This is a genomic window from Mycobacterium pseudoshottsii JCM 15466, assembly GCF_003584745.1.
In the GTDB taxonomy this organism is placed as follows: domain Bacteria; phylum Actinomycetota; class Actinomycetes; order Mycobacteriales; family Mycobacteriaceae; genus Mycobacterium; species Mycobacterium marinum.
In genome coordinates, this window is sequence record NZ_AP018410.1 from 5,480,379 (window position 1) to 5,494,507 (window position 14,129).

Below are 14,129 nucleotides of genomic sequence, written 5' to 3' on the forward strand. Positions count from 1 at the left end.
TGGGGTGCCAAGCCTCTCGGTCGAGTCGTTTGCTGCGAAAAGCCAGCGTGTCAAGTATAGCGGCGCCGCGGCGTGATTTCGGCACCGTTAATCCAGCGACGCTGGACCGTCAGCGCCGCAACCGCCCCCGCCTCGTTGATTGCCAGGTACAGCACCATCGGTGCGGCCAGGCTGCCGCTGCGCTCTGCCAGCCACCCGAATAGCCAGCCGGCCAGGCCGGTGACCAGCACCGTAGGCACCGGCGGCGCACCGGTCGCGCGCGCATCGGCGACGTGGGACAGACCGAAGGTGACCGCCTGCAGCAACCGCCCACCGACGTGACCAAAACCTCTGGTGCCCATGGTGGCCAGTGCCGCACGAAACGCCGCCTCCTCGGCCCAGACCGTCCCGAACGGAATCTGCAGCCCGAGCCAGCCCGGCACCGATGCGGGCAGGTCGCGTTCGGACATCGACAGGCGCACCATCGGCACCGGAGTCGTCGCCGCGATCGCGGTGGCCACCGGGGCGGCGGCCACCGCGCCCAGTCGCAGCCCGGCCCACAACCGGGGCGGCGTAAGCCCCAGTGGTGCGCGGGTCACCAGCACAAGTAAGCCACCCAAAACGGCCTGCAGCGCCACCCGCCACCGCGCCGGCAGCCGCGGACTGGCCAGGCTCCAGCCGACCAAGCCGGCGGCCAGAGCCAGCGCGCGCAGCCGACTTACCCGAAAAATCTCGGCAACACCGCCTCAGACGTCGCGCGCAGTTCGGCCAGCGAGACCGTGAACAAGCCCTGCACCTCGATGTCATCGGATGCCTGGTCGACAACCCCGATACGCACCGCGGGCAATCCTCGCGCTTCACACATGGCCCGTAGCCGGCTCTCTTCGGTGCGCGGCACCGCCACCAGCACCCGGCCGGCCGATTCGGAAAAGAGCATGACGAACGGGTCGGCGTCGTCGGGAAGCACAATGCGGCAGCCGGTTTCACCCGCCAATGCCAATTCGACGATGGCTTGGGCCAGTCCGCCCTCGGACAGGTCGTGCGCCGCGGAGACCAGCCCGTCCCGCGATGCCGCGCGCAGCACGTCAGCCAGCAGCTTCTCCCGCGCCAGATCGACCGCGGGGGGCGTGCCGCCCAGGTGCTCGCCGGTGACTTGTGCCCAGATCGAGCCGTCCAGCTCGTCTCGGGTATCGCCCAGCAGCATCAGGGTTTCGCTGGGCTCAGCGCCCATCGCGGTGGGGATGCGACGAGTGACATCGTCGATCACGCCGAGCACCCCGACCACCGGGGTGGGCATGATCGCCGTCGACCCGGTTTGGTTATAGAAGCTGACGTTGCCGCCGGTCACCGGAATTCCCAGCGCCACACAACCATCGGCCAAGCCGCGCACTGCCTGGGCAAACTGCCACATCACGCCGGGATCCTCGGGCGAGCCGAAGTTGAGGCAGTTGGTCACCGCCACCGGGGTCGCGCCGGTCGCGGCGACGTTGCGGTAGGCCTCGGCCAGTGCCAGCTGGGCACCCGTGTAGGGGTCAAGCAGGGTGTAGCGCCCCGACGCATCGGTCGACAACGCGATACCGCGACCGGTGGCCTCGTCGATACGCAGCACGCCGCCGTCCGCATGTTCGGCGAGCACCGTGTTGCCGCGCACGTAGCGGTCGTACTGCTCGGTGATGAACGCGCGACTGCACAGGTGCGGACTGCCAAGCAGCGCAAGCAAAGTCGCGCGCAGCTCGTCGCCGGTAGCCGGGCGGGGCAGGCTCTTCGACGAATCGGCGTTGAGCGCATCCTGGGTGTCGGGGCGGGCGACCGGACGCTGGTACACCGGGCCCTCGTGGGCCACCGTGCGCGGTGGCACGTCCACGACCGTCTCCCCGTGCCAGGTGATGCGCAACCGGTCGCCCTCGGTGACCTCGCCGATAACCGTGGCCAGCGCGTCCCACTTGCGGCACACCGCCATGAACGCATCCACGTTCTCCGGCGACACCACCGCGCACATCCGTTCCTGCGACTCGCTGCAGAGCACCTCGGCGGGCGTCATTTCCTTGGCGCGCAGCGGGACGGCTTCCAGGTTGATCGCCATGCCGCCATCCCCGGCGGAGGCCAACTCCGATGTGGCGCACGACAACCCTGCGCCGCCGAGGTCCTGGATGCCGATCACCAGTCCGCCCGAGTAGAGCTCGAGACAGCACTCGATGAGCACCTTTTCCATGAACGGGTCGCCCACCTGGACCGACGGCAACTTCTTGCGCGCGCCCTCGCCCTCGCCATCGGAGCTGAAGGTGTCCGAGGCCAGCACCGACACCCCGCCGATGCCGTCCAGGCCGGTCCGCGCGCCGAACAGGATGATCTTGTTTCCGGCGCCGGAGGCGAACGCCAAGTGCAAGTCCTCTTGACGCAAGACGCCCACGCACAGCGCATTGACCAAGGGGTTACCGGCATAGCACGCGTCGAAGACCGTCTCGCCGCCGATGTTCGGCAACCCCAGCGAGTTGCCGTAACCGCCGACACCGCGGACCACACCGTCGAGCACCCGGCGAGTGTCGGGGGCATCGGCGGCGCCGAAGCGCAGTTGGTCCATCACCGCGATCGGCCGCGCACCCATCGCCATGATGTCGCGGACGATGCCGCCGACACCCGTGGCCGCACCCTGGTAGGGCTCGACGTAGGAGGGGTGGTTGTGCGATTCCACCTTGAACGTGACGGCCCACCCGTCACCGATGTCGACGACGCCGGCGTTCTCGCCGATTCCGGCCAGCATCCCGGCGCGCATTTCATCGGTGGTGGTCTCGCCGAAATATCGCAAATGGACTTTGGAGGACTTGTAGGAGCAGTGCTCGCTCCACATCACCGAGTACATGGCGAGCTCGGTGTCGGTGGGCCGACGGCCCAGGATGTCACGAATCCGCTGATATTCGTGGTCTTTGAGGCCCAGCTCGTGAAACGGTTGCGGCTGGTCGGGAGTGGTGGCGGCATGTGCGACTGTGTCAGTCTGGTGGCTGCGAGCGCTCGTCACGCAGACAGTCTAGAGTCCCGGGCCGCATCGCTCCCGCCGGAGACCCGCGGCAAGAAAACCGGCTGACAGCGGTCGGCCCGGTCAATATAATGGGGCGATGTCTCGTCACTGGCCGCTGTTCGATCTGCGGATCACTACCTCGCGCCTACAGCTGCGACTGCCCACCGAAGAGCTGTGCGACCAGCTGATCGACACAATTCTGGACGGCGTGCACGAGCCGGACCGGATGCCGTTTTCCGTCCCCTGGACCCGAGCCCCTCGGGCGGAGCTGCCGTACAACACCTTGTCCTTCCTGTGGCGGGAGCTGGCGGGATTCAGCCGCGATGACTGGGCCCTGCCACTGGCCGTCGTGGTCGAGGGTCGGGCCGTCGGTGTGCAGGGCTTGCGCGCCAGCAACTTCCCGATCGCCGGCGAAGTCGAATCCGGATCCTGGCTGGGACTGCGGTACCAAGGCAACGGCCTTGGCACCGAGATGCGGGTGGCAGCATTGCATTTCGTGTTCTGTGAGCTTGGAGCCCAGGCCGCTACCTCGGCAGCGTTCGCCGACAATCCGGCCTCGATCGCGATATCCCGACGTCAGGGCTACCGGGAAAACGGCGTCGACCGAGTGGCGCGAGAGGGCGCCGCGGCACAGCAGGTGCGCTTCCGGTTGACTCGTGACGACTGGCTGCGCCAGCGCAACGTCGAGGTTCGGGTTGAGGGGTTTGACCGCTGTCGTGAGCTGTTCGGCGTTTCGCGCGCGGCCTGACCGTCGATGGCGGTGCGCTACTGGCCGACGACGCAGAAGACGTTGCCCTCGGGATCGGCCATCACCACCCACCGGAAGTTCTCCCCGAATTGGTGCCGCTGTACCTCGGTCGCTCCGGCGGCCGCCAGCCGTGACACTTCACCGTCCACGTCGGCGGCCGAAAAGTCCAGGTGCACCCGGTTTTTTCCGGGTGTTGGATCGGGCACCTTCTGAAATCCGAGCCGCGGCCCCGCCGGACGCGTCACCGCGATGAACTCGCCGGGCAGCAATTCGTGCGCCGTCCCGCCGAAGTGCTCGGCCCACCAGCCGGCCAGCCGGGCGGGATCACTGCAGTCGAAGGTGACCATCTCGACACTGAGCGTCATGCCAACCGAGTCTATTGCCGCCCACTATTCGGGCGCGTAGAACGCCCGTAGCGCTGCCGAATACGCCGCCACGTCTGCGGCGCCCATCAGCTCGCGCGCGGAGTGCATCGCCAGCTGCGCGGCACCCACGTCCACGGTGGGGATACCGGTGCGGGCCGAGGTCATCGGCCCGATCGTCGACCCGCACGGCAGGTCGGCCCGATGCTCGTAACGTTGCAGATTCACACCGGCCTGCTGACAGGCCAGCGCAAAGGCCGCGGCTGTCCGCCCCTCGGTGGCGTAGCGCAGATTGGGGTGCACCTTGAGCACCGGCCCCGCGTTGACCGCGATCTGGTGGCTGGGCTCATGGCGCTCGGGGTAGTTGGGATGAGTGGCATGCGCCATGTCCGCGGACGCCAGCAGTGAAGCCGGTAACAGCCGCAACAGGTCTTCCCGGACCCCGCCACCGGCCAGCACGATCCTTTCCAGCACCGTGTTCAGCAGGTTGGACTGCGCGCCGTGGTCCGAGGTCGAGCCGACCTCCTCGTGGTCGAAGATCGCCAGCACGGGCAGCACCTGGTCCGATTCGGCGGCCAGTAGCGCTTCTAGTCCCGCGTAGCAACTGGCCTGGTTGTCCAGCCGCGGCGCGCTGAGCAGGTCGGCGTTGGCGCCGATGACCGCGGCCGGGGTCAGGTCATGGGTCATCAGATCGGCCGCCAGCACATCACCCTCCGCCAGGCCGGCGCGCTGGGCGACGTAGCCGAGAAAGGAACCCCGCTGCGCACCGACGCCCCATACCGCGTTGACGTGCCGCTGGGGATCCAGCGTGAGCGACTTGCGATCCTCGGCCAGGTGGATGGCCAGCTGGGGTACCCGCAGGATCGGCTCATCGATCCGGACCAGCCGGTGACTGATGCCGCCGCGAACACCGGGCGCGCGCACCGAGAGCCGCCCGCTGACGCCCAGGTCGCGGTCCAGCCAGGAGTTCAGCCACGCTCCCCCGTACGGTTCGAGCGCCACCACCTGCCAGCCGGCGACCAGCCGATCCGGGTGCTGTTTGACCCGCAGGTTCGGGCTGTCCGAGTGCGCCCCGACAATCCGAAACGGTGCCTGCGCGGTCCCGACGCCGCCGCTGTCCCAGGCGACCAGCGAACCGGCTCGAACGGTGAAGTAGCGGCCCGGTTGCTGCGGCCAGCGGTCTATCTCACTCAGTTCGGTGTACCCGGCATTGAGCAGACGCCGGGCCACCGTGGCGCACAGATGAAACGGGGAGGGCGACGCGTCGATGAACTCGCCGAGGCCTCGAGCGGTGGCTGAAGTTGTGGGCGCATCGGACATGCTCAACATCATGGCTGTTGGGGACTGCGGGATTCACGCTAGGGTCGGCAGGGTGCCTTCGGTTCAGCCGCAACCCATCCTCGCGCCCCTGACGCCAGCCGCAATCTTTTTGGTGGCCACCATCGACGCCGGCGGCGAGCAGACCGTGCATGACGCGCTGACCGAGATATCCGGATTGGTGCGGGCCATCGGATTCCGCGACCCCACCAAGCACCTGTCGGTGGTGGCCTCGATCGGCGCCGACGCGTGGGATCGGTTGTTCTCCGGCCCAAAGCCGGCCGAACTGCATCCGTTCGTCCCGTTGACGGGACCACGCCACAACGCGCCGGCCACACCGGGGGACCTGCTGTTGCACATCCGGGCCGAAACCATGGACGTGTGCTTCGAGCTGGCCGGCCGAATCCACAAGGCGATGGCCCCAGCGGTCACCGTCGTCGACGAGGTGCACGGCTTCCGCTTTTTCGACAATCGCGATCTGCTGGGCTTCGTCGACGGCACCGAAAACCCCGGTGGCGCAATCGCGATCGGCGCGACCACCGTCGGCGACGAGGATCCCGACTTTGCCGGCTCCTGCTATGTGCACGTGCAGAAATATGTGCATGACATGGGGTCATGGGACTCGCTGTCGGTCACCGAGCAGGAGCGGGTGATCGGCCGGACCAAGCTGGAAGACATCGAACTCGACGAGAGCACCAAGCCGGCCAACTCGCACATCGCGCTCAACGTCATCACCGACGAGGATGGAGTCGAACTGAAGATCGTTCGACACAACATGCCGTTCGGTGAGGTCGGCAAGGGCGAATACGGCACCTATTTCATCGGGTATTCGCGCACTCCCACCGTCACCGAACGGCTGCTGCGCAACATGTTTCTCGGCGATCCGCCCGGAAATACCGATCGCGTGCTCGACTTTTCCACGGCGACAACCGGCGGGTTGTTCTTCTCGCCGACCATCGACTTCCTCGACGATCCACCGCCCTTGCCGCTGGCACCGGCGGCCGTCCCAACCGCGGACGACGGCTCACTCTCGATCGGCAGCCTGAAAGGAACCTCCGAATGAACAACCTCTACCGCGATCTGGCACCGGTCACCGAAGCCGCTTGGGCCGAAATCGAATTGGAGGCCACCCGGACATTCAAGCGCCACATCGCGGGCCGTCGGGTGGTCGACGTGAGCGACCCCGGAGGTCCGGTCACCGCGGCAGTGAGCACGGGCCGGCTGATCGATGTGAAGGCTCCTACCGACGGGGTCATCGCCCACCTGCGGGCGAGCAAGCCCCTGGTGCGCCTGCGGGTCCCATTCACCTTGTCACGCAACGAGATCGATGATGTCGAACGCGGTTCCCAGGACTCGGATTGGGACCCGGTCAAGGCGGCCGCCAAGCAGCTGGCGTTCGTGGAGGACCGCACCATCTTCGAGGGTTACGGCGCCGCATCGATCGAGGGCATCCGCAGCTCCAGCTCCAACCCGCGGCTCACGCTGCCCGAGGACCCGCGCGAAATCCCGGACGTCATCACCCAGGCACTGTCGGAACTGCGGCTGGCCGGCGTCGACGGACCCTACTCGGTGCTGCTGGCCGCCGACGTCTACACCAAGGTCAGCGAGACCACCGAGCACGGCTATCCCATTCGTGAGCATCTGAACCGGCTGGTCGACGGTGACATCATCTGGGCGCCGGCCATCGACGGTGCGTTCGTGCTGACCACTCGCGGCGGGGACTTCGACCTGCAGTTGGGCACCGATGTCGCGATCGGGTACACCAGCCACGACGCCGACACCGTGCAGTTGTACCTGCAGGAGACGCTGACCTTCCTGTGCTACACCGCCGAAGCCTCGGTCGCGCTGAGTCCGCACTCGGGATAGCCGACGGACCGACGGCGGACCACGGGACCGCCGTCGCCTGGGGTTTCCCAGCCAACTTGCAGCCGGCGAACAGCGCCAGCTGCGACTGACTGACTATCACTGGATACAACCGCGCGGCCCGAAAACCTCCGTGGCCGGGCGCCACACCCACTACGGCTCGCCACCGATCGAGCAAGACGCTGGAAGGTAGCCAAACAGTCGTGCACCACCAACGAGAGGTACGAAGCTGACGTGCTAGGCCCGGACCAAATACCTTCGGAGAAATGGGACTTGCCGCCGACCGTCACACCCAGCGGCGAGCGCCTCGGCCCGAGACGCCGCCCGCGGCCCGGTCGTATGGACCCCGCGGGCTGGCACCCCGGCATGTCCTACGGCCGCCAGGCGTGGGATCAGTACCGGCTGGAGTCCCACCGCACCAGGGCATTGGTGGGAGCGGGCCAGTAGCAACGCGGCTGAGTCGTCGAGAAGAACAGGACGAACTCAGCCCACACTCGCCGGTAGCGCACCAGCGTGCGGGGCGTAGCGTCGCAGAGAGAGTCGACGGAAGGATCTGCGGCCGTGACCGAAGACGAACGCGCCCGGATACCGGCCGGCGAACCCGATCTTTCGTTCGACGTGATAGTGCTCGGGGCCGGACCAGTCGGGCAGAATGCCGCTGACCGCTGCCAGGCTGCGGGGCTGCACGTTGCGGTGATCGAGCGTGACCTCGTCGGCGGTGAATGCTCGTACTGGGCATGTGTACCGGGTAAGGCGCTGCTACGTCCGGTGATCGCCGTTGCCGATGCCCGCCTGGTGGACGGTGCGCGCGAGGCAATCAGCGGCTCAATCAGCGCCGCAGCAGTTTTCGATCGCCGGGACCGGTACGTGAGCAACTGAGATGACGGCGGCCAGGCCGACTGGGTCAGTGGTATCGGCGCGACGCTGATCCGCGGCCATGGGCGGCTGGCGGGTCCGCGTCGAGTCAGTGTGTCCGATCACGACGGCCAGACGCTGATGATCGCGGCGCGGCATGCGGTTGTCGTCTGCACCGGAAGTCGCCCCACCTTGCCCGACCTGCCTGGCATCACCGAGGCCTGGCCGTGGACCAATCGCCAAGCCACCGAGGCCAGTTCGGCGCCCCGCCGGCTCGCGATCGTCGGCGCGGGCGGTGTGGGTGTCGAAATGGCGACCGCCTGGCAAGGATTGGGGTCGTCGGTGACCCTGCTGGCGCGATCCCGATTGCTGAGCCGGATGGAACCGTTTGTCGGCGACTTCGTCGGCCGCGGTCTCACCCGCGCGGGCGTCGATGTGCGCGTGGGGATCTCAGTGCGCGCGCTGCACCGGCCGCATCCCGATGCACCGGTTACCCTCGAACTCGATGACGATACGCGGCTCGAGGTCGACGAGGTGTTGTTCGCTACCGGCCGCGCACCACGCACCGACGACATCGGCCTGCAGACGGTCGGGCTGGCGCCGGGCAACTGGCTCGATGTCGACGACACCTGCCGCGTGAACGCCGTCGATGGCGGTTGGCTTTATGCGGCAGGCGATGTCAATCACCGCGCACTGCTCACCCATCAGGGCAAGTACCAAGCCCGCATCGCCGGTAGCGCTATCGGTGCCCGCGCCGCCGGAGACTCGCTGGACACCGCACCGTGGGGTGCGCATGCGACCACCGCCGATCATCACGCGGTGCCACAGGTTTTCTTCACCGACCCCGAAGCCGCCGCGGTGGGGCTGACGGCCGAGCAGGCGGCGCGGGCCGGTCATCGGATCAAGACGATCGACGTCGAAATCGGCGATGTCGTCACCGGGGCCAAGCTCTTCGCCGACGGCTACGCCGGCCGGGCCCGCATGGTCGTCGACGTCGACCGAGGTTGCCTCCTCGGTGTCACCATCGTCGGCCCGGGCGCCGCGGAGTTGCTGCACGCGGCCACCATCGCCATCGCCGGCCAAGTGCCCATCGACCGGCTGTGGCACGCCGTACCATGCTTTCCAACGATCAGCGAACTGTGGCTGCGACTTCTCGAGGCCTACCGCGATTCGTTTTTCGTCCTTGTCTAGCACTCACCCAACAATCGGAGCAGCCATGGCAACCTCGGACGGATTCCATCCCGACTTCCCAGCCAAAACAGCCGCCCCGGACCGCCGTCGCGCGCAGGTACACCACATCAAGGCCTCCGAAATCAGTTCCGATACCGCGCAGTCGGAGGGATTGCGCCGGTTTGCCGCGCTTAGCGGAAGGTCGGTGGGCGCGGAGAAGATCTGGATGGGCGAGACGCATGTCCTGCCCCGGACGGTCTCGGCCAACCATCACCACGGCGACTCCGAAACCGCAATCTATGTGCGAAGCGGACGCCCGGAGTTTGTGTTTCACGACGGCGAGCAAGAGGTGCGTATCGCCACCGAACCCGGCGACTACATCTTCGTTCCGCCCTATCTGCCGCACCGGGAAGAAAATCCCGACCCGACCATGCCCGCCGAAGTGGTCATCGCGCGCAGCACCCAGGAGGCGATCGTGGTCAACCTGCCGAGGCTGTATCCGCTCTCGTAACCGACAAGCAGCAGCCACTCAGGAAATTCTCAACTGATTCTTTGGATCCGCTTTCCCTGGCTCCAAGGATCTGCATAGCCGCAGCGCGGAGCATGGATTCATGACCGAGCCACTGTGCGCAACCCTGATCGAACGCTACTTGTGCACCCGTGGAAGGCGGTATTTCCGCGGCCAGCACGACGGCGAGTTCTTCTTCGTCACCGACGCCCATCCCCAGCGGCTGCACGTCCACCTGGAGATCTCACCGGCGCATCCGGAAGTGTTCGCGATTCGGGTCGCTCCCGCATGCTTTTTCCCCGCGGGCGACCGTGCGCTGCTGGCGCGGTTCGCCGACCGCTGGAACACCCAGCGTCGCGGAGTCACCGCGATAGTGCACAACTCGTCTGACCCACAGCGCATCGGCGTCACCGCCTACAAGTCCCAATGGATCGCCGGTCCGGTGGACTTCAGCGAATTCGCCGTATTCGTGGACCGCGCCATCGGCGCATCGATCGAGCTGTTTGGCGAGTTGAACCGGGTCGCCGAGCTGCCGCAGACGCCGCCGCTGATGCGCGACGTCGGCTGATCCGGCCGACCTCAGGCGGCCAGCACCGCGTCTAGCGCCGAATAGAACAGCCCGAGCCCGTCATCGGAGGGGCCGGTCAGCGCCTCTATCGCGTGTTCGGGGTGGGGCATGAGCCCGACCACCCGGCCATTGGCGGAGCTGATCCCGGCGATGTCACGCAGCGAGCCGTTGACATTGTCGTGGTAGCGGAACACCACCCGGTCTTCGGCTTCCAGCTCGTCGAGCACCTGTTCTGAGGCCACATAGCGGCCCTCCCCGGACTTGAGCGGCACCAACAAGTCCGCGGCCGGTTCGAAACGCGATGTCCAGGCGGTCGACGTCGACGCCACCCGTAGCCATGCGTCGCGGCAGACGAAGTGCAGCCCCACATTGCGGGTCAGCGCGCCGGGCAGCAGGCCGGCCTCGCACAACACCTGGAAACCATTGCATATCCCCAGGACCGGCATGCCTCGCCGCGCGGCGCTCACCACTTCGCCCATCACCGGGGCAAACCTGGCGATCGCACCCGCCCGCAGGTAGTCGCCGTAGGAGAAGCCGCCGGGCACCACCAAGGCCTCGACGCCTTTCAGATCCGCGTCGGCATGCCAGAGATTCACCGCCTCGGCGCCCACCAGCCGGATCGCGCGGGCGGCGTCCACGTCGTCGAGCGTTCCGGGAAATGTGATGACCCCGATCCGAGCTGTCACTGCGGGTCCCGGCTTATCGTCCAATCCTCGATCACCGTGTTCGCTAACAGCGATTCCGCGATTTCAGCCAGCGTGGCATCGTCCACGCTGTCGTCGATCTCTAGCTCAAATCTCTTGCCCTGGCGGACATCCGAGATTCCGGGATGCCCGAGACGCCCCAGGGCGCCGACGATTGCCTGGCCCTGCGGGTCCAGAATCTCCGCTTTGGGCATCACATTGACGACCACCCGGGCCACCGGCATTCCTCCTCAGCTCCGATTGCTCGGCGCCAACTCTACCGGCGATGGCCTCCGGGGCGCGTCACGGGCGCGAGTCCGCTGCTGCCGGCCCGTGAGAACAACCGACCGAAGACGCGCTGTTCGCCGATCCGGTGACGGCATACCCATCGAGATCGGTGTGCGATCGCACCGGAGCCACCCGACGGTTTCGCTGCGTTGTGTCGCTTCGCCGGCGCCGGTTCACCGACGCGACGCCCGCACCCCGATGCCGGCAACCAGCTAACCCCGTTTGTTCACCAAGCGTCCGTACTGTGGCGGCGACTTGTCGGATTTCGGGAGGACTTTTATGACGGCGTCTGTTTGGATGGCCTCGCCGCCGGAAGTGCATTCGGCTTTGCTGAGCGCGGGCCCGGGCCCGGGCCCACTGCACGAGGCCGCCGCGGCATGGACGGCGCTGGCCGCCGAACACGCCTCGGCCGCAGAGGAACTCACCGCCATGCTGGGTGAGTCGGCCGTGGCGTGGGAGGGGCCGAGCGCGCAGAGTTATGTCGATGCCCATGTCCCGTATCTGACGTGGTTGACCAAGACCAGCGCCGACTACGCGGTGACTGCGGCCGAGCACGAGGCGGCGGCGGGGGCCTACGCCAGTGCGCTGGCAGCAATGCCGACACTGGCGGCGTTGACCGCCAACCGCACCACCCATGCGGCGCTCGTCGCGACCAATTTTTTTGGACTCAACACCATCCCCATCACGCTCAACGAAGTCGACTACGCGCGGATGTGGATCCAAGCGGCCACCACCATGAGCGCCTATCAGGCGGTCTCAGGCACGACGCTGGCCTCGATGCCCCACACCACACCGGCCCCGCTCATACTCAAGGCCGAAATCAGCACGCCCGCCACCGCCCAGAAAATCGACATCATCGATTTAATCATGTGGCTGATCATGAATATTCTGTACTATTCGATCATCTTGGGCGTGTATTTATATGTAATCGTCTATTTGTCGATGATCATTCTGCTGGTGTTCTGGCACACATTTCTCATGGTGGATTTGTACGAAATTGCCTTGGCGGTGGGCGTCCTGGCGGCACCGGCCTTGGCCCTGGCCGGCCCAACGCTGCTGCTCATCGCAACGGCATGCGCGTTGTCCGGGACTTTGCGCGGGTTATCGGACGCGTTCAATATCGATATTGGCCCGAACCTCCCGTTTTTGCTGAGCTTGTACGCACCGCCCGCCGAGGCTGAATCTGAAATTGCGGGCGCTAAACCTGTTGCCGCGCCTTCCGCAATAGCGTCGGCGATAGCGCCCGAAGTGGAGCTGGTGTCGCCTGCGGCTTCTGTTTCCGCAAGGGCGGCCGCCTTGGCGGCGGCACGTGCACAGCATGTGGAAGCACTTGGCATGACCGCCTAGATCCCCGGTGGAACGGCGCGGTCAGCTCAGCTGCACGAGGCGATATAGGCCTCACACAGCGGCGCAACCATGGCGTCCAGGACGGTGGAATCGTTGATCACCGACCATTCCACCTGCGCCGGTCCGGAAGTCCACAGCGTGAGCTCGCTGATGGTGCTACTCGCCGGGTGCGCAACCAGGTAGGTGTGCATGATGACCGGACCGCTGATCACCGCGGACATCCGGGTGGGTTCGTCGTCGGTCACCGACGGGGATTGCTTGGGCGCCCCCAGCTGACACGCGCGCAGCGCGGTGACCGCGGCGCCGAAGACGGTCGCGGCGATGGCTCCACCGCGGGCCGTGTCGCCCCGCCAGTGCAGTATTTGGGCCTGCAATTGCCACTGACCGTCCGGGTGAGTCACCGACGCGCGGCCCGCAACGGCCGATTTGCGGATGTCGTCCGGAAAGGCCGGTGTGGCACAGATTTCCTCGAACCGGAACCGGGGTGTCGTCCTGTCAGGGCGGTCGCGACCGCGCCCAGCGCGGGCCAGCGATAGACCGCGTTCATGGGCACGGCGCGTCGCTGGATCCACGCGGCACCGGGAATCTGGTCGCAGACCGGTGGGCAGGTTTCGGGCTCCGCCGCTGCCGGCGTGGCCACCCCTACCGTGATCACCAAGCTGCCGGCGACCAGCATTGTCGCCAGCAACAGTCGCATCGGCAGGGCTGCCATCAGGGCACAATCGTAGACATGCAACTGACGCATTTTGGGCATTCCTGTCTTCTCGCGGATTTCGGTCAAACCCGAGTGCTGTTTGATCCCGGGACCTTTGCGCACGGGTTCGAGGGGATCACTGGCCTGGCGGCGATCCTGATCACCCACCAGCACCCTGATCACGTCGACGTGAGCCGGCTGCCCGCGCTGCTAGCGGCCAACCCCGATGCCGCCCTGTATGCCGACGCGCAGACCGCAGCCGTACTTGGCACCGAATGCCGGGAGGTCCACGTCGGCGACGAACTGGCGGTCGGTGAGCTGACGATCCGGGCCGTCGGCGGACGTCACGCGGTGATTCATCCGGAAATCCCAGTCATAGAAAATATTTCGTACCTGGTCGGCGACGGCGATCATCGCGCCAGGCTGATGCATCCCGGCAAGGCCCTGTTCGTCCCGGACGAACCGGTGGACGTCTTGGCCACGCCGGCGGCCGCCCCGTGGATGAAGATCTCCGAGGCCGTCGACTACCTGCGATCGGTCGCGCCGGCCCGCGCCGTACCCATCCATCAGGGGATCATCGCCACCGAGGCACGTGGCATTTATTACGGCCGGCTCGCCGAGATGACCGATACCGACTTTCAGGTGTTGCCCGAAGAAAGCGCGGTCACCTTCTAGCCTCGAGACACCTTGCAGCCATATCATTTTCGACTTCACCCAAGGTCTTTCGGGTC

At 66.6% G+C, this 14,129-nt stretch carries 13 protein-coding genes and 2 pseudogenes; 8 read left to right on the top strand and 7 right to left on the bottom strand.

Annotated elements, in window-relative coordinates; all coding sequences use genetic code 11:
* Positions 1-50 precede the first annotated feature (50 nt).
* Positions 51-710 carry an Rv0804 family intramembrane glutamic endopeptidase gene (locus tag MPSD_RS25110; protein ID WP_086084720.1) on the bottom strand — a complete coding sequence of 220 codons (660 nt, stop codon included), beginning with the start codon at positions 708-710 and terminating at the stop codon, positions 51-53.
* On the bottom strand, positions 698-2,995 hold the full coding sequence (gene purL, locus MPSD_RS25115) for a phosphoribosylformylglycinamidine synthase subunit PurL (RefSeq protein WP_086084721.1): 2,298 nt from the start codon (positions 2,993-2,995) through the stop codon (positions 698-700). Before purL ends, MPSD_RS25110 begins: the two co-directional genes overlap by 13 nt.
* A 97-nt stretch (positions 2,996-3,092) precedes the next feature.
* Here purL and MPSD_RS25120 point away from each other — a divergent pair, with 97 nt between their 5' ends.
* Positions 3,093-3,743, top strand: a complete 651-nt coding sequence (locus MPSD_RS25120) for an acetyl-/succinyl-CoA transferase (RefSeq protein WP_020785838.1) — start codon at positions 3,093-3,095, stop codon at positions 3,741-3,743.
* Between the two features lie 17 nt (positions 3,744-3,760).
* On the opposite strand, the gene MPSD_RS25125 is transcribed toward MPSD_RS25120, so the two are convergent.
* Entirely contained in the window at positions 3,761-4,108 is a 348-nt protein-coding gene (locus MPSD_RS25125) for a VOC family protein (RefSeq protein ID WP_012396420.1), read from the bottom strand.
* A 24-nt stretch (positions 4,109-4,132) separates the two neighbouring features.
* Positions 4,133-5,425, bottom strand: coding sequence for a M18 family aminopeptidase (locus MPSD_RS25130; RefSeq protein ID WP_020785837.1), 1,293 nt, complete (start codon positions 5,423-5,425; stop codon positions 4,133-4,135).
* Between the two features lie 10 nt (positions 5,426-5,435).
* Here MPSD_RS25130 and MPSD_RS25135 point away from each other — a divergent pair, with 10 nt between their 5' ends.
* The 5 genes and pseudogenes from MPSD_RS25135 (at position 5,436) to MPSD_RS25155 (ending at position 10,386) form a co-directional block, all read left to right on the top strand.
* Positions 5,436-6,485, top strand: coding sequence for a Dyp-type peroxidase (locus MPSD_RS25135; RefSeq protein ID WP_051153766.1), 1,050 nt, complete (start codon positions 5,436-5,438; stop codon positions 6,483-6,485).
* On the top strand, positions 6,482-7,288 hold the full coding sequence (locus MPSD_RS25140; RefSeq protein WP_086084722.1) for a family 1 encapsulin nanocompartment shell protein: 807 nt from the start codon (positions 6,482-6,484) through the stop codon (positions 7,286-7,288). Before MPSD_RS25135 ends, MPSD_RS25140 begins: the two co-directional genes overlap by 4 nt.
* Before the next feature lie 558 nt (positions 7,289-7,846).
* Positions 7,847-9,331 (top strand): annotated as a pseudogene (locus MPSD_RS25145) (dihydrolipoyl dehydrogenase family protein).
* A 25-nt stretch (positions 9,332-9,356) separates the two neighbouring features.
* Positions 9,357-9,821: a cupin domain-containing protein gene (locus MPSD_RS25150; RefSeq protein ID WP_020785833.1), complete on the top strand. Its 465-nt coding sequence runs from the start codon at positions 9,357-9,359 to the stop codon at positions 9,819-9,821.
* 100 nt (positions 9,822-9,921) lie between these two features.
* A complete protein-coding gene (locus MPSD_RS25155) occupies positions 9,922-10,386 on the top strand; it encodes a YbjN domain-containing protein (protein ID WP_020785832.1) in 465 nt (154 codons plus the stop codon).
* Positions 10,387-10,397: 11 nt separating this feature from the next.
* Here MPSD_RS25155 and purQ read toward each other — a convergent pair whose 3' ends face one another.
* Both purQ and purS read right to left on the bottom strand, forming a co-directional pair.
* Entirely contained in the window at positions 10,398-11,072 is a 675-nt protein-coding gene (gene purQ / locus MPSD_RS25160) for a phosphoribosylformylglycinamidine synthase subunit PurQ (RefSeq protein ID WP_015357290.1), read from the bottom strand.
* Positions 11,069-11,308: a phosphoribosylformylglycinamidine synthase subunit PurS gene (gene purS, locus MPSD_RS25165; RefSeq protein ID WP_015357291.1), complete on the bottom strand. Its 240-nt coding sequence runs from the start codon at positions 11,306-11,308 to the stop codon at positions 11,069-11,071. The genes purQ and purS overlap by 4 nt, the downstream gene beginning before the upstream one ends.
* Before the next feature lie 328 nt (positions 11,309-11,636).
* On the opposite strand from purS, the gene MPSD_RS25170 reads away from it, so the two are divergent.
* Positions 11,637-12,704 carry a PPE family protein gene (locus MPSD_RS25170; RefSeq protein WP_086084723.1) on the top strand — a complete coding sequence of 356 codons (1,068 nt, stop codon included), beginning with the start codon at positions 11,637-11,639 and terminating at the stop codon, positions 12,702-12,704.
* A gap of 26 nt (positions 12,705-12,730) precedes the next feature.
* Here MPSD_RS25170 and MPSD_RS25175 read toward each other — a convergent pair.
* A pseudogene (locus MPSD_RS25175) lies at positions 12,731-13,458 on the bottom strand (ATPase).
* On the opposite strand from MPSD_RS25175, the gene MPSD_RS25180 reads away from it, so the two are divergent.
* On the top strand, positions 13,435-14,073 hold the full coding sequence (locus MPSD_RS25180; protein WP_086084747.1) for an MBL fold metallo-hydrolase: 639 nt from the start codon (positions 13,435-13,437) through the stop codon (positions 14,071-14,073). The pseudogene MPSD_RS25175 and the gene MPSD_RS25180 overlap by 24 nt on opposite strands.
* The last annotated feature ends 56 nt before the right edge of the window (positions 14,074-14,129 follow it).